Annotated in this window: 14 protein-coding genes and 1 pseudogene; 8 read left to right on the forward strand and 7 right to left on the reverse strand. The window is 54.8% G+C overall.

Features of this window, described 5'->3' with window-relative positions:
* Positions 1 to 2 precede the first annotated feature (2 nt).
* From T3A99_RS12400 to T3A99_RS12410, 3 genes are all read left to right on the forward strand, one after another.
* Positions 3 to 1706 carry a hypothetical protein gene (locus T3A99_RS12400; protein ID WP_322834350.1) on the forward strand — a complete coding sequence of 568 codons (1704 nt, stop codon included), beginning with the start codon at positions 3 to 5 and terminating at the stop codon, positions 1704 to 1706.
* Positions 1703 to 3448, forward strand: a complete 1746-nt coding sequence (locus tag T3A99_RS12405; RefSeq protein ID WP_322834351.1) for a hypothetical protein — start codon at positions 1703 to 1705, stop codon at positions 3446 to 3448. The genes T3A99_RS12400 and T3A99_RS12405 overlap by 4 nt, the downstream gene beginning before the upstream one ends.
* 223 nt (positions 3449 to 3671) lie before the next feature.
* Complete coding sequence (locus tag T3A99_RS12410; RefSeq protein WP_322834352.1) at positions 3672 to 4580, forward strand: hypothetical protein; 909 nt, start codon at positions 3672 to 3674, stop codon at positions 4578 to 4580.
* A gap of 242 nt (positions 4581 to 4822) precedes the next feature.
* Here T3A99_RS12410 and T3A99_RS12415 read toward each other — a convergent pair whose 3' ends face one another.
* The 3 genes from T3A99_RS12415 to T3A99_RS12425 all read right to left on the reverse strand — a co-directional run bounded on the left by T3A99_RS12415 (position 4823) and on the right by T3A99_RS12425 (position 6777).
* A complete protein-coding gene (locus T3A99_RS12415; protein WP_322834353.1) occupies positions 4823 to 5701 on the reverse strand; it encodes a serine protease in 879 nt (292 codons plus the stop codon).
* A gap of 159 nt (positions 5702 to 5860) precedes the next feature.
* The gene (locus T3A99_RS12420; RefSeq protein ID WP_322834354.1) at positions 5861 to 6136 is read right to left on the reverse strand and encodes a hypothetical protein; all 276 of its coding nucleotides are present in this window, start codon (positions 6134 to 6136) and stop codon (positions 5861 to 5863) included.
* 152 nt (positions 6137 to 6288) lie between these two features.
* Positions 6289 to 6777, reverse strand: a complete 489-nt coding sequence (locus T3A99_RS12425) for a hypothetical protein (protein ID WP_322834355.1) — start codon at positions 6775 to 6777, stop codon at positions 6289 to 6291.
* 272 nt (positions 6778 to 7049) lie between these two features.
* Here T3A99_RS12425 and T3A99_RS12430 point away from each other — a divergent pair, with 272 nt between their 5' ends.
* The gene (locus tag T3A99_RS12430; RefSeq protein WP_322834356.1) at positions 7050 to 8996 is read left to right on the forward strand and encodes an ATP-dependent nuclease; all 1947 of its coding nucleotides are present in this window, start codon (positions 7050 to 7052) and stop codon (positions 8994 to 8996) included.
* Between the two features lie 351 nt (positions 8997 to 9347).
* Here T3A99_RS12430 and T3A99_RS12435 read toward each other — a convergent pair.
* The 4 genes and pseudogenes from T3A99_RS12435 to T3A99_RS12450 form a co-directional block, all read right to left on the reverse strand.
* Positions 9348 to 10001: pseudogene (locus T3A99_RS12435) on the reverse strand (DNA adenine methylase); the annotation flags it as partial.
* Between the two features lie 19 nt (positions 10002 to 10020).
* Positions 10021 to 11277 carry a tyrosine-type recombinase/integrase gene (locus T3A99_RS12440; protein ID WP_322834357.1) on the reverse strand — a complete coding sequence of 419 codons (1257 nt, stop codon included), beginning with the start codon at positions 11275 to 11277 and terminating at the stop codon, positions 10021 to 10023.
* 325 nt (positions 11278 to 11602) lie between these two features.
* Complete coding sequence (locus T3A99_RS12445) at positions 11603 to 12520, reverse strand: LysR family transcriptional regulator (RefSeq protein WP_107322533.1); 918 nt, start codon at positions 12518 to 12520, stop codon at positions 11603 to 11605.
* 100 nt (positions 12521 to 12620) lie between these two features.
* Positions 12621 to 13820, reverse strand: a complete 1200-nt coding sequence (locus T3A99_RS12450) for an MFS transporter (protein WP_281459273.1) — start codon at positions 13818 to 13820, stop codon at positions 12621 to 12623.
* Positions 13821 to 14118: 298 nt separating this feature from the next.
* Between T3A99_RS12450 and T3A99_RS12455 the strand changes: the two genes are divergently transcribed.
* The 4 genes from T3A99_RS12455 to T3A99_RS12470 all read left to right on the forward strand — a co-directional run bounded on the left by T3A99_RS12455 (position 14119) and on the right by T3A99_RS12470 (position 19364).
* Positions 14119 to 15399, forward strand: a complete 1281-nt coding sequence (locus T3A99_RS12455) for a c-type cytochrome (RefSeq protein ID WP_274090385.1) — start codon at positions 14119 to 14121, stop codon at positions 15397 to 15399.
* Positions 15396 to 15869, forward strand: a complete 474-nt coding sequence (locus tag T3A99_RS12460) for a (2Fe-2S)-binding protein (protein ID WP_160892608.1) — start codon at positions 15396 to 15398, stop codon at positions 15867 to 15869. Before T3A99_RS12455 ends, T3A99_RS12460 begins: the two co-directional genes overlap by 4 nt.
* Complete coding sequence (locus T3A99_RS12465) at positions 15866 to 18103, forward strand: xanthine dehydrogenase family protein molybdopterin-binding subunit (protein WP_322834358.1); 2238 nt, start codon at positions 15866 to 15868, stop codon at positions 18101 to 18103. The genes T3A99_RS12460 and T3A99_RS12465 overlap by 4 nt, the downstream gene beginning before the upstream one ends.
* 148 nt (positions 18104 to 18251) lie before the next feature.
* The gene (locus T3A99_RS12470) at positions 18252 to 19364 is read left to right on the forward strand and encodes an alkene reductase (protein WP_322834359.1); all 1113 of its coding nucleotides are present in this window, start codon (positions 18252 to 18254) and stop codon (positions 19362 to 19364) included.
* Positions 19365 to 19468 lie beyond the last annotated feature (104 nt).

A 19468-nucleotide genomic window follows, 5' to 3' on the forward strand; every position in this document is an offset into this window, starting at 1 on the left:
GAATGGCTGATGCACTCACCAGATCCATCATAAAGTCGCTCCGCGAAAGCCAGTGGCAGCAGTACGAGGAGTTGGTCGGGTCAATCCGCAACCAAGCCGAAACGCAAGCCCTTTGGGTCGTCTTGGGCGGAGCTCACGGGCGAGACATAGACCTGCTTGCTCAATTGTTGGCCTGGCCTACTGACAGATTGGGGGCTGCGGTTAATCGACTATTGCCAGCAGTGGGCCAGATTCCAGAGCTAAACGCGCCCGATACTCTTCGTTTGCTACAGTTCGCTGAGCGCCTGCAACCGTCTTATTGGTACTCTGTCTCCGAACAGTTGCGTCCGCACATCGCCGCCTTCCCCCAACTCGGCCGACAAGTGGGGGAGCAACTCCGTACTACCGAGTTACCAGGATATGGTGCACTTCGAGTCTGGGCTGGGGCGTTCTCCACTGAAGCCCCTGAGACCGCTGCTAATTTCGCCTTGAGCCTGGCAACAGGTGATCCGGGGGATAGCCCCCCATTGGCAGCCCTCATACAATTCTTGCCTATGCACAATTCAGCGGTTCATGCGCTGCTAGTGCCTAAAGAGGCCAATCTGGCCAAGCTGCTTTGGAACGCAACCCCGACGCTCGGGTCAACCGCTTGGACATCTTTGACCAATCTTGCGGACCTGTCGCCATCTGCAATGGATATTCTCGAGCAGAGCATAGAAAGAGGCGAGATAGAGGCAACTCTTGCTGTTGCGAACTGGATGCACCAGGTGTCAACGCCAAGGGTTGGAGCTTCTGGCCTCCCGCTCGATAATCTAGTAAGGAAACTCCTGCACGCAGCACTTACCCACGAGCAAACGCGCGCACAGGTGGATAATGGTGTAGCACAACTCCTATATCGCCCAGCACTGCGCCAGTATGTGCTTCCGTGTGTCACGGAGCTTGGCAATTCTGATGCCAACGCTGTCGAAATTTTTCCGAGTATCTTTGTGGGCGTTTGTGACGCACCGAATGACTTTCACCAAATTCTTACAGTATGGCTTCTGAGCCCTGACGTTACGTTCTCAGCAGTCGCTAGCCTCATATCACTCTGCTCTCGTGAACAGGCTCTAGTCGGTTTGGATGTTGCAACTTTCAATCTGACCATGCCTGAGCGACAACTAGTCGCCGCGCGTCGACTGCTTGCACTGACCCACCATGGACAGGTGCTGTGCTCATTTATTGCAGTTCTTGCTGAGACTCCCGCTCTCCAACCTGCGGGGTTTGATATCGCAGTACAAATGCTCAACGAGGCGTTCGACGAGTACCCAGGTGCCACGGTCGAGTTTCTGGAGAAACGAACAAGACCTGCATCACGCAAGGAGCCTTTCGCCCATGCCTATCGGAGTGTCTACGCCAACGCGCTGCGCTGGCGTCGAGTACTGGCTCGTCTACCTCCGCTCAACGAACTGTGTCCAACAGATACCCAATTACTTGCGCTGCGCTCGATGAAGCAACGGATGAATCGCGACATCATGCGAGGCGTTGCAGAGCAATCTATATTCGCCTCCCTCGTTACCAGTGCGCATGTCGCCCAAGGAAGACGGTTCGCTTCCCACAACAACTTTGGCGCACCTCTGATGGCAGAGATGACTGAGTCAAGCCATTCAATCGAACTACCCTCCTCTGAATTGGCGGACCCTGTGGGTGGCATGCTTCGAAGAGCGACGACACTTAGAGGTGCACGATGACTCCCAGCCTGCGACTCCTACTCGAAGACTTCCTCGGCCTAATGCGCGAGGAGGGAGAGCTGGATGTATTCCTTCCGCTCCTGATGTCGGCTATGGGCCACGAAGTGGTCTATAGAGCTCAAAAGGGCACTCGGCAGTACGGCGTGGACATTTCATCAGTTGGCCAGGACGAAGATGGAAAGAAAAAACTCTTCCTGTGGCTAGTCAAATGCGGAGACATCAACAGGTCCGACTGGAACTCCGGTCCTCAGGCCATTCGGCAGTCAATTGACGATGTTGGCGACACCTATCTACGTAGCCATGTCGCCCCCCAGCATTTCAATCTGCCAAAAAAACTGCTGATCATCACCAATGGCGACTTCAACGCCAGCCTGATCCAGACTATCGCGGGATTCCTAGAAGACTGGTCACGGCAAAAGGGTGTTGAGGCTATGACCGTTAACGGTTCCACGTTGGCTGCATGGACCGAGCATTATCTATTAGATGAGTATGTGCTCCCGGCGAGCAATCGTGCTCTCCTCCGGCGGATGCTTGCGAATGTCAACTCACCTGAACTTTGCATCTCGGTCGGTCACACTTTGTTCGATTCAATGGTAAAGGGAGCCAAAGAGCCTGCCAGATCCAAAGCTGCAAGAATGAAGCGACTTTTGACAGGGTTACGAGGTGTACGAACTGCTCTGAGCGTGCTGCAGGTTTGGGCGCACAACGAGAACAACCTTCTTGCACCTTACCGATTGGCAGAGTTTGCAGTGCTGTCGGTTTGGGCAAACCTGCATGACGAAGTTTCAAAGGGCGATCGCACCGTCATCCAGGAGTTCGCAGACCTGTTGATTCAGCTCACTACCATTGCAGAGGCGTATCACCAACGGATCCAGCCGTACTACGTGACGCAAAATGCTTTCGCTCATGCATTACCGGACAACTTGCTTGTCACAGACGCGGTGTTCCAAGAAATCGGGAGAATCGGGCTGCAGGGGTATATCTGGGCAGCTCAAGCAGTCGAGAGCAAGAATGAGCTTGCCGCACAGATGGCGGGACTTTACACAAACCGTCTTATAGCCTTGCTCAGTAGCCACAGCTGCTCGCAGTCCCCGTCTTACGACTACCACGCGACTGATATTCATGTCGGCCTACTGCTGCTTGCCCTAGCAAATCGAAAGGCCGATGCCAAGATATGGGTTCGCCATATGGTGTTGCGCCTTGGTCATGTGGCTAATAAACCCAAGTTCTGGCCTCTCTCGGCTCCTTTTGAAGAGGCACTGCTCATTCGCCACGGTTACGAGGAAATGAGCGAAGAATTCCTGGCGACGTCGACCCTTATTCCAGTACTTCTCATATGGACTGCCGCCCTAGGAATGGATGACGCCTTTCACTTCATACGAGATCGGATATTGCCACTCATCCCCCAAACCACGCCAAATTTCTGGAGCCCTGACAAGGGCTTTGATGAGCTAGTGGCCAACCCTATGGCGTTGCAACAGCACGGCGTGGGAGAGGCAGTGCTCTCGATTTCAACGAAACCAGAGCAGTTCATCCGAAAGATGAGCGCTCCACTTCCGGGGGTTGAGTCGATCGAGGAAGCGATCTGGCAGAAGGTTCGGGCGGAATACGTTCCGCTTCTTGCAGCCTTACGGTGGCAACTGCAGGTGCCTCGCGAGATGATGGTGAAGCAAGCAATCGGCGCGGCAGGCTATATTTTCCCGTGTGCTTCAGCTTCGGCAACCGCCTCTGCTGATGAGTGAACTCAGTTGACCTGTCTAGTCCTGAAACAGGTGTAAACCTTATTCAGGACGGGACACTTACAGGGAAAATGGGAACAGATTTATTCCCCCATGCTGTCACGTACAAAAAATAAATCCGCCCCCTTTCCCCCGAACAATTCAGAAAGATTTTACTAACTTCCACACAGACAAAAACAAGACCAACATGCTTATTTAGAGCCTTTCACATGCAGGAGCAACAACAATGCTAAATATCGACACCCCTATCGCACTAAGCTCCAAATACAATCTTAATATTATTGAAAATTTCAAATACTCCGGAATTTTTGAATTCACCTACCCCATGAGCACGGGCAATCTTATTGAAATAACACTATCATTCGATGAGCAATCAGCCGAAGCAAGGGTAGCTAATTTTATGATTGAAGCATCTATATTCGACGAATTAACAAGTACGTCTCAGTCAAGCATTAGGTTAAGCGTTAAAGCCCTAGACGCCCTAGACATACCATTCAATGAAATGAGAAAAACCATAAAAAAACTTTTATCAGTTATAAAATATCATCTAAATCACTTTGGTATCCCAGAGGCGCTAGGAAGCATCAAACACAAAAAATGGGGCACCAACTTCGACAACCTTAAAACCCTAGATACGATTCGCGGAGATAAAATCCAGACTACTTTCGAATCATTTTCTTATAGATCCATAAACAGCGTATGGCGCGACCATATTCAGAGCTCCTTTGAATCGAATGCAGCCCCCCTGCTAGCAATGCGACACTTGCACAGAGCAAAACATGAATCAGCGCCACACCACAAGTGGATCGATGCAACTATAGCTGCTGAGCTGGCCATTAAGGAAGTACTAAGTCGCCACCGACCGGAATTAGCCTCCTTCCTGCTAGAGGTTCCCTCCCCTCCACTTTCAAAGTTATATGGATCACTTTGCAAAATTTATCTCGGGGAGAGCTCCCCATACACAAAAAAACTACAAACGGGGCAAGAAATCAGGAACCGCCTAGTGCATCGACCAGATGAGCTACATATAGACCAACAACAGGCAAATGATTACGTAGAAACAGTCAGCTCAGCAATTTTCCATATTTTGTCGCTTATTTACCCCAACGACGCACTTATACAATACTCAGCCTAATCCAAGTTGAACATTATGTGTTTGATGACTTGGAAAAATAGGGGCAGTTTTATTTACTCGTTCCAAGTCGCTCAACCCCTCCCGTTCCTGTGTTCACTAGAATCACATATACGCGACTATCTCATCTTGGGTAAGGGGGGGGGGAGGCAAATACTCCCTACAAACATCCCAAAACGGTCGAGAGCGACTTCTTCAACAGAATCGACCAGGAGCCGACATCGCCGACACTGGTCGAGAGAGAATCAACTATTTACTATCGAGTTGTACAAGTCCCTTAATTCTGGGCCAAAAAATGGTGAATTCATCTGATTAGGCCTATCTTCAAACTTGAAGCTGTTCAAGCCCTCCACTTGGCCGACAGTCTCGGGGTTGATCCACGGCCCGCCACTTGAGCCGCCAGTCATGTCGTTATCCCTCATCGAATACCAGCCTTCTTTTGTCGGGTTTCCCCCCCAGAAGGTCTCGCTGACAGCTTCTGTCACCGACACACCGTCGAACGGCGGCTCAGCAGGGTACCCCTCCGCATTTCGCGGACCAGAAGGTACGCCCCTTTCAGTGATTGTTATACCGAGCGTACCGCCCAGCAGAATCGGATAGTCAGTTTTGAAGAACGCGTAGTCGTAGGCGTGTTTGCCATTGACCGTCCATTTCTCGAATACCGCTACGGTCCTGGCAGAGACTTCCACTGCCGCCCAAGGGTGTCCGGGCCGGAAACGGATGTTTTTGAAGTATCCGCCCCCACCGGGCCCGGTATGCACGCAGTGCGCTGCGGTGAGTATCAGATCGTTCGTGATCATGAATCCCGAGGCGACGTATTCCTTGCCATTTGGCGCCGTCATTAATAGCTTGCCTACCGAGTGATAGGGAAACTGGTACTTTTTAGGAGGCCTAACTGTTCCCGCCACCTTCTCTATGCTCCCTGGGGCTGGCTCGGATGCCTGAACAAGTACTGTCTTTTCTGCATTTCCTCCTGAATCCACGGGGCGGTCGGGAACTCTTAAGTCATCCTCTCGAACCAGTGGGATGGGGAGTGGAATGGCTACGTCGAAGTCATTCTTACTCCTGGAGTCCTTATCGGAGTGAACGACTGCGTGATGAGAAATTCTATTGCTTGAAGTCATTGAAGATTCCTGTATGTCCAATTCGCTTTGAAGTGAGAGCTGCTGGAATGCGTTTCCTGAAAAGCACTAAGTCGCACGAAAGTATCAAGGAACACCCCGGATCCACATGACATAGCCGGGTAGTAATGGGAAAGAGTATGGCTAACACTCTGACACGTCTTAGCGGTAATAAATTTGCGCCTTCAGCGTGTGCCGTATGTAGCCGCACGAATGGGGAAGTTTCGAGAACCAGTTACCGCTGCTACTGCAATGAGCTCTACCACGTTTATTCACCACCTCAATGAAGCGTCCGTACCGCCCGCCCAGCGCCCGAAGCAGATACTCCGACCAGGTCATGAACGCTTCCGCTTCGAGACGCAAGCGTTCGATCTCCGCGGCTGGCTCCACTCCTATCGCTTTGTTGTATCGGCGCACAGCCTGCAGAGCCTGATGCATTAACCTCTCGTCACAATCTCCCATACCGGCCTCCTTTGCCGATCATTTGATCAGGGCAGTATAGTCAGCCTCGCACAACAGTCTCTGCTTTATGAGCGAGTCGACAAATTCGTCTGGGGGCTAAACTGTACCTGCGAATACTTTAATTAATATTATTTAGAGGATTTTTTTACTGATGCTTTCTTAGCCCCTGACGCACTCTTAACCTTCCTTACCAAATGAGTACCATCAACACCTCGATTAGTTCGGCAGTTCGATGTATACCCGGCAATTGAAACGTAACCTTCTTTAGTTGTGATCTCATAAGGCGTATTTGCCTTAACAACAAACCATGTACCAGCTACAATATTAGTCTTCTTATTAAAAACCAAACTACCCTGCGCTACAAACCTAAATAGATCTTCATCATGCTTATGTTTTTTTATGACAGTACCAGCAGGCACCGTCATAACATAGAACATATTGTGCTGATAGAGCCGCCAGAGGATCGGCTCTTTTACTATTCGCTCATCATCGCCATCAATTAGAAATTCCTTAGACTTGAGCTCCGTCGATATAATTATAGACTCTTTACTGAACTGGCCTTCCAAGCGCTCGATGCGATCCAAGTACGTCGAAAGTCGCTCTGCTATCTCTGTCATACCAACCTCCTTTGGCTGCTGGCTAAACACCAATTTTGTTAAGGATTTTTAGTGCCCAATGGAAAGGCATTACCATCAATATATGTCTAGCACGGCATTAGATATTTGCAAAAAAAAATTACACGATGACAATCGAAAAGTAGCTCGCACTTGACGCGGCCCTGATGAAGCTCGCTTTGCGGGTAGAGGAGCGAGGGAGCAAATAGTCGTCTATCTTTACGGCGACTCGCCTCGCGTAGGCGCACCTAGCAGCAAAAATTCAGGGAGTGATGATGATAGACGCTAACAGGTCCAAGCTCATACGCATCTCCGCACGCAACATCGGTTGCATCGGTAATGAAGGAGTTGATATCGAGCTCGATAACATCGTGTGCTTAGTTGGTAAGAATAATGCGGGTAAATCAACCATCTTAAGAGCCTATGAGCTTGCGAAGGGGTCAGTTACTTTTGACATCAATCGAGATCGCTGCCAGTACGCCCCCGCCGACGAGCCGTCGGAAGTGCAGCTAGAAGTTCACATTCCGGCCGGGATTGGCAATGTCGACGAAAAATGGAAAACCGAAAAGGACGGTCTACTGATCGTCAGAAGTCGATGGCAGTGGTCAGGACCAAACTACCAGAAGGTCCGAACGACCTGGGACCCAACTGGGGGGGAAGGTGGTCTGGGGGGGTGGGCAGAAGATGGAAAAGCCGGAGGTGCAGATCCGGTTTTCAGTTCGCGGCTTCCTCGACCATTGCGGATCGGCTCTCTCGATGATGCAGAAAAAACGGAAGATATGCTTCTCGCGCTTGCACTATCACCTCTCTTGGCTGGCCTCGAAACGGAGCGAATGAATCCTGAATCCGACTTAGCCAAAGCGATTAGCAGCGTATCGCATCATATGGACACGATTAGCAATGCTCACGAGGAGCACTTCAATCAGATCGCAACGAGAGTATCTGCAGGTTTCAAAGGCGTATTTCCACGCTTGGATGTCAAACTGCAGATCGGAGCGGCGCCGTTGGTTCCAAAAGTTGCTGATTTGGTAAAGGGCGGCTCTCGGCTACGAGTCCAGGACGGTACGGCAGAAACGGATCTTGCGCAGCAGGGAACAGGAGCCCGACGAGCATTGTTCTGGGCAATGCTTCAGGTTCACAACGAACTATCACGGGACAAAGAGGTTCGAGCAGACTTTCGCAAGCGATTGGAAAAAGCGATTTTGGATACGGAGAAAAAGCTCCCTAAAGCGAAAGAGGCAGAAAAGCCGACCCTTACTGATACATTGAACCAAACTAAAGCTCAACTTGAAGCCCACGATGGGGGCGCCCCAATTCCGGATAGTCCAGACGATCCAGCATTCCCTGGTTATTTGCTATTGATCGACGAGCCCGAAAACGCATTGCACCCTATGGCAGCGCGTGCGGCTCAACGCCACTTGTACAGATTAGCTGAGAGTCCTGACTGGCAAATAATCATGACTACCCATTCACCATACTTCATCAACCCTTTCGAAGACCACACCACGATTGTAAGATTGGAACGTGCTCAAGAGGAACAACAAGCCCCCATTGAACCAAAGACGTATCGATCAGACCTGATTGAATTTGGAGGCGATGACAAGGAGCGACTTCAGGCCCTACAGCACATTGATCCAAGTTTTTCCGAGGTGTTCTTCGGATCCTATCCGGTGCTGGTGGAAGGTGATACAGAGCATGCAGCATTCATGGCTTCGATTCTTGAGCGCCAACATAATCTCATAGACCAGGTCACAATCATTCGCGCTCGTGGCAAGGCAATTCTCACACCGTTGATTAAGGTGATGACCCATTTCAAAATCGACTTCGGCCTAGTGCATGATTGTGATCCGCCCTACACGAAGAACGGCCATAATAATGGGATGTGGACTGAGAATAATAAAATTCGTAATGCAATTTTGGCTGCGCGCATAGCAGGGATTGCTGCGCGCCATCGCATCAGTGTACCTGACTTTGAGCGATTCCTTGGTGAGGAAGAGGAGTCGAAAGATAAACCTCTCAACACGTACCTCAGCGTCTCCAAAGATGATGCACTGGCGGATCGCGTCCAGCGTCTGCTCAATGAGCTGATATCATCAGAGCAGGAAGAACCGTTCGATGGTGAAATTACCGCTGCGGGGTATATGCCTCGACTTTTGACAGCTGTTCAGACATGGGCTCAGGAGAACGGTCACCACGAAAGCATTAGATTTAAAGGTCTATAGGCTATAGAAGTTTCGACTTGATCTGATAGTCGCAACCGGGAATCCAGCAACTGCCAGATCAAGTCTGAACGTCTGCAAATAAAATTATCGGCAACGCGAAGACTTAAATAACCAGGCTAACCCGCCATCCACAACGCAGTGATTATTAAGCTTTTTTCGCCATTCTCAACAAGTCCGCATTTTTCTGCTAATTTACTCAACCACTAAAAATGCTATGAGCAACTATGCAAGTAAAGTAGAAATCATAGCCCACAACCCTTCAATCACCATCCTATTTCACCTTATGTTTAATTCCATTCAAATCGGTAAAGGCTACCTCTTTCTACTAACAGAGACAGCCCCAAATGAAATTTAAAACAATCCCCTTAACGCCTCCAGTTCCCAATTCATTATCACTAGCTCACCGCTCACCTCGGCCTTCCCCTGCCTCTGGTTGGTGTTGTAATAACGGATGTCCAGCGTCTCAAAGTGAAAGCCCTCGAACACCCGCCGGATATCCGGGTGATCGTTGATGCTGACCATTACCTTACCTTTGCAGCGGCGCATGAAGCCTGCCATTCGCTCGTAGTTCTCGAACGGAAAGTCCACGCCGTAGCCGGCGGTCTGCCAGTAAGGCGGGTCCATGTAGTGGAAGGTGTGGGCACGATCGTAGCGTTCGGCGCATTCGAGCCACGGCAGGTTTTCGACATAGGTGCCAGACAGACGCTGCCAGGCGGCCGAGAGGTTCTCCTCGATCCGCAGCAGATTGATGGCCGGACCGGTGGTGGCGGTACCGAAGGTCTGCCCGGTGACTTTCCCGGCGAAGGCATGGTGCTGCAGGTAGAAGAATCGGGCGGTGCGCTGGATGTCGATGAGGGTTTCGGGGCGGGTCATCTTCTGCCACTCGAATACCTGGCGTGAGCTGAGCGCCCATTTGAACTGGCGCACGAACTCTTCGAGGCGGTTCTGCACGACGCGGTACAGTGTCACCAGGTCGCCGTTGATGTTGTTGAGGACTTCAATAGGTCAGTAAACAAGCTGAACCTTAATTGGTAGCCGCCCTACTGTCCTGTGCTTCCTGTATGCCACACACATATCGTGACCATTGATCCATTAACATTTGACGCTTCCCGAACAGATCTCCACGGCGATAAGCAGCCTCAACCGCATTCTCTACTGTGTGTGCAAGCGCCTGTTCGCAAACCTCTCGAGGATAGTGGGTGACCTCACTCGCCCAGTCCCGAAAAGTCGAGCGAAATCCATGAGCCGTGAGATCGTTGCGCTTCATTCGACGTAACACCATCAACATCGCCATATTACTCAGCGGCCTCCCTTTTCGAGCACCAGGAAATAGATGATTGTTCCCTTCTACGCGAGGAAGACCGATCAGTAGATCCAATGCAGCTTTCGACAGCGGAACCCGGTGCTCTTTCCCTGCTTTCATTCGCGACGCTGGAATGGTCCATATCCCTACAACGAGATCAATCTCCGCCCACGTAGATAAGAGTACTTCGCTGGTTCGGCAGGCAGTCAGGATAGTGAAGCGCAGGGCTTTAGAACTCAGATCTTCTGCTTTCTCAAGAGTCGCCACGAACGCGGGGAGCTCGGTCCATGGGATTGCTGCGTGATGTTTTACAGCACGCACTTTTTGGCGAGGAGGCAAAAGCTTGTCCAAGTGTCCTCGCCATCGAGCGGGGTTTTCGCCTGCGCGTAGGTCTCGAGCCTTTGCTGCGTCGAGGACAAGTTCGATACGGTTTCGCAAACGGCTAGCGGTTTCGGGCTTTTCTGTCCAAATCGGCTTGAGGATTTTCAGCACATGTTCAATGCCTATCTCCTGCGTGGGAAGATCGCCTATGACCTTGAACGCATAAGTAGTCAGCGTGTTCTTCCACTGTTGGGCGTGCTTGGCATTTTTCCAGCCCGCCTTATGGGCATCGATGTAATCAAGAGCAACCTCCTTAAAGGTAATTGGTTTGGTCGGGGTTTCGTCCTCCGATAGAAACGTGGCTTCTTTCTCCAGCCTTTTCCGCTCCAACGCCTCATCTCGACTCGCAATCGGATCGACTCCAGATCTACTCAACCTTCTAGCATCAGATGCTTTTTCCCGAGCTACCGCGAGACTTGTCTCTGGATGCTTTCCCAAGCCCATGTATCGGCTCTTTCCTGATAGCTTGTAGCGGAAAAGCCAACTTGCGCCGCCGGTAGGGCCAACTCTCAGATACAACCCATCTCCGTCATTGGTCATGCCAGGCAAGCCAGTCCTGACTATTTTCTCCACCACCTTTGTCGTAAGTGATGCCATGCGTCACCTCATCTTCTTAAGGACGATGACCTAATCTAAATCAGCTCCAGCCCACACTCCAGCCCACACCTTGGACGATGGCTTTCGGTAATATCCATTGGAACACAAAAGACAAAAAACCAAATATCTACATGTTTAATAAGGATTTTTTAGTAAGCAGCCAGACGGCAATAGAACTCAAAATACGTCAAAATAGCGGACATCGCCTCCGCCATCTTTATACGACAAAGCCCTGATTATTCAGGGCTTTGTCGTTTCTGGCGCATGCGTTTTCTGTTGTGCCACCCCGGTTCTCCCGACAGAAAACTACGCACCTGAGTTGGCGCTAGCGGTTATCCAATCGATCAGGCGCGAGGATCTCCTCAAGAAAATCAATGAACACATTGATCCGGCTGGAGCCCCGGTGATTGGGTAAATACAGGGCATTGATACAACTGCTCGCGCTGCCGGGATTGACTTCATAATGCTCCAGCAACCGTGCCAGCCGGCCGGCGGCGACGTCGTCACGTACCAGCCAGTCGGCCAGCAAGGCCACCCCGCCGCTGGCGATCGCCGCTTCACGCAGGATATCGGCGTTGTTGCTTTGCAGGCGACCGTGGACGTTGAGCTGGATGCTTTCGTCCTCGCCCTGGAACGTCCAGTGGTGGTGCGAACCACCGTAATCGAAGCGCAGGCATTGTAGCTCCAGCAAGTCACGGGGATGAGACGGCACCGCGTGACGACTCAGATAGTCCGGGCTGGCCACCACCCAGCGCTGGAAGGCCCCTACCCGTTTGCTGACGATATCCTCACTGACCACCGACGATCCGAGACGCACCGACACATCGATCTGTTCGCTCAGCAGGTCGCTGACCTGATCGCTCAACGACACGCTGATTTCCAGTCCTGGATGACGAGCAAGCAATCGACCCAGATGCGGCGCGATGATTCGTCGACCAAACTCCACCGGGACGCTGATCCGTAGGCGTCCCTGGGCCTCGATGCCACGGTCGGCGACTACGGCATCGGCTTGATCAATGGCATCGAGAATGGCGACGGCCTTCTCGAAATAGGTTTGCCCAGCGACGGTAACGCTGGTGTTGCGAGTCGTACGGTTAAGAAGACTGGCGCCCAACTCATTTTCGAGTCCTGCCACCTGGCGTGTCACCGAAGATGTCGAGATGCCGAGTTTGCGTGCCGCGGCGGAATAACCACCACAACGCACGGTTTCAACAAACATCTTCAATGCCAGCAGCTTGTCCATAGGTGCAATCCGGTCGAAAAGGAACGCAGACGATTGTGCATCACTCGTCTCGCGCCGTCTTGTACGAACGCACCTCACACCTTTCACCGACGCCTGGCGCTCAGGCCTCTGCCTTACGTCCCAGAAACATTAGCAAAGCCAGAGCAGGCAACAATGCCACCGTCACGGCAGACAGGTTCCAGCCGAAATGTTCATACAGTGGGCTCGCCACCAACGAGCCCAAGGCACCACCCACGAAGATGCTGGTCATGTAAACCGCATTCAGGCGCGCGCGACTGTGCGGGTCGATGGCATACACCTCTCGTTGGCCCAGCACCATGTTCAGTTGCACGGCGAAATCCAGCAGCACTGCACACACCACCAGCCAGAGGTAACTGCTGCCAGGCAGCGCCGCGATCAATAGCGAGACGGGTGCCAACAGCAGTGCAGCCAGCGTCCCGCGGCGGCCATGCCCAGCATCGGCCAAGCGCCCGGCAATCGGTGCTGCCAATGCACCGACGGCTCCGACCAGCGCAAAAATCGCAACCTGCGCCTGACTGAACGCGTGGTTACGTATCAGCTCAATGGGCGCGAGGGTCCAGAAGAGGCTGAAGCTGGCGAACAATAAGCCCTGATACAACGAACGTTGCCGCAGAACCGGGTGGCGACGGGCAAGCGCAAACACCGAACCGATCAACGCCGGGTACGTGGCCTGATGAGTCGGCACACGCCGCGGCAGCGCAGTCGCCATAATCACGGCGATGACGGCCATCAGTGCCGCGGCGCTGAAAAACACCCCGCGCCAGCCGAACACTTCCACCAGCAGGCTCGACAGCGGACGTGACAGCAGAATGCCCAGCAACAGCCCGCTCATGATGTTGCCAACAACGCGCCCACGCGTTGCTTCCGGCGCCAGATGCGCCGCCAGCGGCACAAGAATCTGCACCGCCACTGAGGTAAGACCGATCAGCAGGGACAATATGAGGAACATCGACGGCGAATGCGTCAGACCGGCACACAACAGGGTCACGCTCGCGGCGAGGGTAAAACCCACGACAAGGCGTCGGTTTTCCATCAGGTCGGCCAGTGGCACCAGCAACAGCAGGCCCAACGCATAACCAAACTGTGTGAGCGAAACTATCAGACTGGCATTGGCGCTGGACAGGCCGATCTGCGGCGCGATCAGTTCGACAATTGGCTGAGCGTAATAAAGGTTGGCAACGACCGCGCCGCAGCAAAACGCCAGGAACGCGACCATCAGGCCAGAGAGTGAAGCAGATTGTTCGGCCTTGGCCGTTGCCGCCGGGTTACCCGTGAGCATGATGACACCTCGTTGAGTTCGAGAAAGTGGCGTCAAGGCTAAAGGCAGCGGTCGATCCGCAGAATCCACCCCATGAGCAATTGAGTGATGCGCCATATGCAACGCGCACTCGCCTTGCGCTTGGCGCAACAGGCTATTGCGCGATCCGCGGATACTCCAACAGCCACACCTTCCTTACCCTCGGCACTTGGCGCAGAGGTCTCTCCTCCGGCGCCTTTCCCAGGCTGACCGAGGAGCTGTTCATGACCCCCAACTCATCATCACTTGCGACCGCGCGTCTGCGGCACCGGGCATTTTCATGAAGGGCAGTTTCATCAGAGCCAGGCCGTTATGGATCAGCGCCGTGGTCCTGGCTTCGGTAGGCGCCATCGGGGCCGTGATGCTGATGTGGCGTCCGGCGATAGCCCCCATCGAGCGTCCGCGAACCTTCGATTCCGCACAATTGCAACGCGGTGCTCGCGTTGTCGAGGCGGGCGATTGTGCGGTGTGCCATACACGACCCGGGGGCCAATACATGGCGGGGGGCCTGCCGCTAAGAACGCCGTTTGGCACGCTCTACAGCACCAATATCACTGCGGATCCGCAGACCGGAATTGGCCAATGGTCGCTGCCGGCATTCGAGCGGGCGATGCGCGAAGGGATCTCACGCGATGGTCACTTCCTTTACCCGGCCTTTCCATACGTACATTACCGGCGCATGACCACAGACGACATCGCTGACGCCTATGCGTACTTGATGAGCGGCCCTGCCGTGGACTCACCGGCCATGCAAAACAACATGAACTTCCCGATGAACATCCGCCCGCTAGTCTCCTTCTGGAATCTGCTGTTCCTGCACGCCAAGCCACTCACGCCAGTAGCACGACAATCTGAAGCCTGGAATCGCGGGCGTTATCTGGTCCAAGGGCCCGGCCACTGCGCAGGGTGTCATTCACCTCTGAACTTACTCGGTGCCCAGAAGAGCGGCGAAAGCCTGGCGGGCGGTTCCGTGGAGGGTTGGCAAGCGCCTTCGCTGCTCGGCATGGCTCGTCGTGCAAATGCATGGAGCACTGAGCAATTGGTGCGTTACCTTCGCGCAGAAGTCGTGGAGGGGCATGGCACCGCGGCTGGACCGATGCGTGCGGTCAGTCTTGGCCTGGCACGCATGCCGGTGGCCGATGCAGAGGCGATTGCCGAGTACTTGCTGAGTCTGCCCGGCAGGGCTGTGATCAGGGAAATCCATCCCGATGCTGCCAGCGCCGAGCCCACCGCTCAAGCCAGTGGCGCCCTGCTCTTCGCCAGCGCCTGTGCCGGTTGCCATGGCGCGGCGGCACCGATGCGCGAAATCGACGGGCGTCCGGCGCTGAATCGTACGTCAGCATTACAAGCCTCAAGCGCGCGCAACTTCCTGAAAACCGTACTCGATGGCATCCCGGCCACCCCGGGCGTGCCGGGTCCGGTGATGCCGCCGTTTGCCGCCAGCCTCGACAACGCCCAACTCTCAGCCCTGGCGTCATACCTGCGCCACCAGGCCAGTCCCGACCAACCCTGGACTGACCTTTCTGCCACCCTTGAAGCGATACGCCAGGAGACGAAATGACCCAAGTCACTCTCAATGTCAACGGCTCGCCCCAGACACTGGAGCTGGAACCTGACATGCCGCTGCTCTACGCGCTGCGCAATCACCTGGGGCTCAATGGCGCCAAATACGGGTGCGGCTTGGGCCAATGCGGTGCCTGTACCGTCATTGTCGATGACAAGCCTGTGTTTTCCTGCGTGACACCCTGCGCGGGCCTTGAAGGCAAACAGGTTAGAACGGTTGAAAGCCTCGGCACCGTCGAGCGCCCCGGCCCTTTACAGAAGGCCTTCATCGATAAACAGGCGGCCCAGTGCGGCTACTGCATCGCCGGTATGTTGATGCGCGCCCAGGCATTACTGGAAAGCAATCCGTCCCCGGACGAACAGACCATACGCCAGTACATGGCAGGCAACCTGTGTCGGTGCGGAACCCACCTGCGAATTATCGACGCGATCAGCCTTGTAGCCAGGCAAAACCGGAGTTCGCTATGACGCAGGTTAAAGAGATGGCTCACAGTCGCCGCGCCTTCTTGAAGGGCGGCGCCTTGTTGATGGCATTCACCCTCGCGCCGATGACCCGACGCGCATGGGCAGACACCGAAGTTGATACGCTTGGCACGGTAGTGCGGGCGCCGGACCTGCCCGGCAGCCTGCGCACCAACCCCTATCTCGATGCCTGGATCCGGGTCGGCGCAGATGGCATCACCGTCTACACCGGCAAGGTTGAGTTGGGCACCGGCGTCAAGACAGCCCTATTGCAAATAGCCGCGGAACGCCTGGAAGTCTCCCCGGCGGCGATCAATTTGCTTACCGCCGATACGGCTCTGACACCTAACGAAGGCTACACCGCCGGTAGCCACAGTATTTTCGACAGTGGGACCGCGCTGTACAACGCGGCGGCGCAGGTGCGTGAGTTACTGCTGGAGTCGGCCGGGCGTAGCTGGGAGGTATTGCCGGCACTGCTGAGCACCGAGCAAGGCATCATTCTCGGCCCCACTGGGCAGCGAATGAGCTATGCCGACGCCGTCAAGAATGTCGATCTGCACCTCTATGCCAAGGCCGAATCGCCAGTCATGCCGGCGACGCAATTCAAGCTGATCGGCCATTCGCTGCAAAGGCTGGATATTGCGGCCAAAGTCAGCGGCGGTGCCGCGTTCGTTCAAGACATTCGTCTGCCAGGCATGGTGCATGCGCGAGTCATCCGCCCGCCGCGTCCCGGCAGCAGGCTGGAGGTCTTCGATGCGAAATCGATCAAGATGCTGCCCGGGGTCGTGCAAGTGATTCGTGATGGTAATTATCTGGCCGTGGTGGCGCTTGATGAATGGCAAGCGATCAAGGCCATGCGCAGCGGATACGAATCGGCCTATTGGAGTGGTGGACAGGCAATCCCCGAGTCTGGATCGATCCATACCTTGCTCGAACGGCTCCCCTCACGCCGTTATCCAATCAGTCATGAAGGTACCCCGCAAGACGTGCCCCACCATAGCTACCGCGCGCGCGTAACCAAACAGTATTTGATGCACGGTTCCATCGGCCCGTCATGCGCCGTGGCCTGGCTCAAGGACGGCACCCTCACGGTCTGGACCCACACACAGGGTGTGTACCCCCTGCGCGCCGGGATTGCCGAAATGACAGGACTGCCACCCGAGCGCGTTCGCTGTATCCACACCGAAGGCTCGGGTTGCTATGGTCACAACGGCGCGGACGATGCAGCAGCCGACGCGGCGCTGATTGCCATGCGACTACCGGGCACCCCGGTTCGGGTGCAGTGGATGCGCGAACAGGAAAATCTCTGGGAGCCCTACAGCTCGGCGATGATTACCGAGGTCCAGGCCAACCTTGATGCGCAGGGTCGACTGCAGGACTGGAACTGCGAGCTATGGACCACGCCTCATAACGAACGCATCGTCAATGCCGGACGCTTGCTGCCGGCGCGGCTGCTGGCCCGCCCTTTCATCTCTGCGCCTTCGGTGCCTATCGCACAACCCGAAGGCGACGGCGATCGCAACGCGGTGCCCTTGTACACATTGGGCTCGACGCGCATCGACATGAACTTCGTCACCGAGATGCCATTTCGCACATCGGCCATGCGTTCACTCGGCGCGCACATCAACATTTTCGCAATCGAAGCCTGCATGGACGAGCTGGCCATCAAGGCCGAAGTCGATCCAGTTGCCTTGCGGCTTGCCCATCTGACCGATCCCAGGGCGCGGGCCGTGGTGGAGCGAGTTCGCGACGCCATTGCCTGGCCGCAAAGAAGCAGCGCTCCTGGCGCGGGCATAGGTTTCGCGTTCGCCCGCTACAAAAACATCATGGGGTATTGCGGCATCGCCGTGCACCTTCAGGTGCACCCTCAGACTGGCGAAGTTCAGATCGATCACGTCGTCACAGCCGTGGACGTTGGGCAGATCGTCAATCCCGACGGCTTGCGCAACCAAGTGCAAGGGGGTGTCGTCCAGTCAACCAGTTGGACGCTGTATGAAAAAGTCGCCTATGACCCCGGAGGCATTCGCAGCTACGACTGGAGTGGTTACCCGATCCTGCGCTTTTCGCAAGTGCCCAAAAAGGTCGACGTCCATCTGCTCGATCAACCGGGACAACCGTTTCTCGGCGCCGCCGAGATCGTCCAGGGACCAATGGCTGCGGCCATTGGCAATGCCATCGCGAATGCCACAGGGCGGCGCTGGTTGAACCTTCCCCTGACTCGCTCGCAGCAGCCGTCATGAACCCGCGCTGCATTGCGAATCACGCAATGCAGCGTGGCGAAGTGTGTGGATTATCAGGCGTCATCGCGCCGTTTAACTTAAGTACAGCCAGTGCCTGGCCCAGGTCAGACGCCACCCTGCCTGCACTTTTCGATTATTGGAGAACACCATGACGCCACATCTGTTTCGTCCCATCGCATTAGGTCCATACACACTTGCACACCGTGTGGCGATGGCACCGCTGACACGCTCTCGCGCCGGGCAACCGGGCGACATTCCGACAGCGATGAATGCCGAGTACTACCGCCAACGTGCAAGCGCCGCCTTGATCATCACCGAAGCGACGCAAATATCCCGACAGGGCCAGGGTTATGCCTGGACGCCGGGCATCTACAGCGATGAACAGGTGCAGGCCTGGGGCGAAGTCAGCGACGCCGTGCATGAGGCGGGCGGCTTGATCTTCATGCAGCTTTGGCATGTGGGCCGCGTATCGCATCCCAGTTTTCAGCCCGACAACGCGCTGCCGGTTGCCCCGAGTGCATTACCCGTACCTGGCAAGACGTTCATTGTCGATACCGATGGTCACGGCGTCTGGGGTGATGTGCCGGTGCCACGAGCGCTGCAAACCTCGGAGCTCGCCGGCATTATCAGCGACTACCGCAAGGCTGCACGCAATGCGATGAACGCCGGAATGGATGGTGTGGAAATTCACGCGGGCAATGGTTATCTGCTGGATCAATTTATCAACAGTAACAGTAACCAGCGCACTGACCGTTACGGCGGCAGCCTGGAAAATCGTGCTCGCCTGTTACTGGAAGTGGTGGCTGCCGTAGTCGATGAGGTCGGTCCAGAACGCGTGGGCGTGCGTCTGACACCCATGGGGCGCTTCATGGGCATGGGTGATGAAACCCCTGAGGCTACATTCGGCCATATCGTGCGTTCGTTGAACCACTGGAACCTGGCCTACCTGCACCTCGTCGAGCCCGCCGTCGTCGGCACTGTAAAAGATGAGAACTTCGATCCGCGCTGGGATGCCATTATCGGTCAGTTGCGTGCAGCCTGGGACGGCATACTGATGATCGCCGGTGGCTACGATCCAAAGACGGCAGAACAGGCGCTGATCGACGGCCGCGCGGACATCATCGCGTTCGGCAGGCCGTTTCTGGCCAATCCTGATCTGCCACGGCGAATTCGCGAAGGGTTGTCACTCAATGCGCCGGATCCGAGCACATTCTTTGGTGGCGACCAGCATGGATATGTGGATTATCCGCTTCATTCCTGAGCTGTGACCGCTGTAATGGACCAAGCCAAAAGTCGGCCGCCACTGTGGCGGCCGACTTAATCTGCGCCCGCCTCCGGCCTCCCACATCGCCCCGCCTCCTTAGC

Source organism: Pseudomonas sp. N-137 (assembly GCF_034555295.1).
GTDB classification, from domain to species: Bacteria; Pseudomonadota; Gammaproteobacteria; order Pseudomonadales; family Pseudomonadaceae; genus Aquipseudomonas; species Aquipseudomonas rhizophila.

Excerpts from the sequence above, each read along its gene's own strand:
- T3A99_RS12400 (WP_322834350.1), top strand. The coding sequence starts at position 3 with ATGGCTGATGCACTCACCAGATCCATCATAAAGTCGCTCCGCGAAAGC.
- T3A99_RS12405 (WP_322834351.1), top strand. The coding sequence starts at position 1,703 with ATGACTCCCAGCCTGCGACTCCTACTCGAAGACTTCCTCGGCCTAATG.
- T3A99_RS12410 (WP_322834352.1), top strand. The coding sequence starts at position 3,672 with ATGCTAAATATCGACACCCCTATCGCACTAAGCTCCAAATACAATCTT.
- T3A99_RS12415 (WP_322834353.1), bottom strand. The coding sequence starts at position 5,701 with ATGACTTCAAGCAATAGAATTTCTCATCACGCAGTCGTTCACTCCGAT.
- T3A99_RS12420 (WP_322834354.1), bottom strand. The coding sequence starts at position 6,136 with ATGCATCAGGCTCTGCAGGCTGTGCGCCGATACAACAAAGCGATAGGA.
- T3A99_RS12425 (WP_322834355.1), bottom strand. The coding sequence starts at position 6,777 with ATGACAGAGATAGCAGAGCGACTTTCGACGTACTTGGATCGCATCGAG.
- T3A99_RS12430 (WP_322834356.1), top strand. The coding sequence starts at position 7,050 with ATGATAGACGCTAACAGGTCCAAGCTCATACGCATCTCCGCACGCAAC.
- T3A99_RS12440 (WP_322834357.1), bottom strand. The coding sequence starts at position 11,277 with ATGGCATCACTTACGACAAAGGTGGTGGAGAAAATAGTCAGGACTGGC.
- T3A99_RS12445 (WP_107322533.1), bottom strand. The coding sequence starts at position 12,520 with ATGGACAAGCTGCTGGCATTGAAGATGTTTGTTGAAACCGTGCGTTGT.
- T3A99_RS12450 (WP_281459273.1), bottom strand. The coding sequence starts at position 13,820 with ATGCTCACGGGTAACCCGGCGGCAACGGCCAAGGCCGAACAATCTGCT.
- T3A99_RS12455 (WP_274090385.1), top strand. The coding sequence starts at position 14,119 with ATGAAGGGCAGTTTCATCAGAGCCAGGCCGTTATGGATCAGCGCCGTG.
- T3A99_RS12460 (WP_160892608.1), top strand. The coding sequence starts at position 15,396 with ATGACCCAAGTCACTCTCAATGTCAACGGCTCGCCCCAGACACTGGAG.
- T3A99_RS12465 (WP_322834358.1), top strand. The coding sequence starts at position 15,866 with ATGACGCAGGTTAAAGAGATGGCTCACAGTCGCCGCGCCTTCTTGAAG.
- T3A99_RS12470 (WP_322834359.1), top strand. The coding sequence starts at position 18,252 with ATGACGCCACATCTGTTTCGTCCCATCGCATTAGGTCCATACACACTT.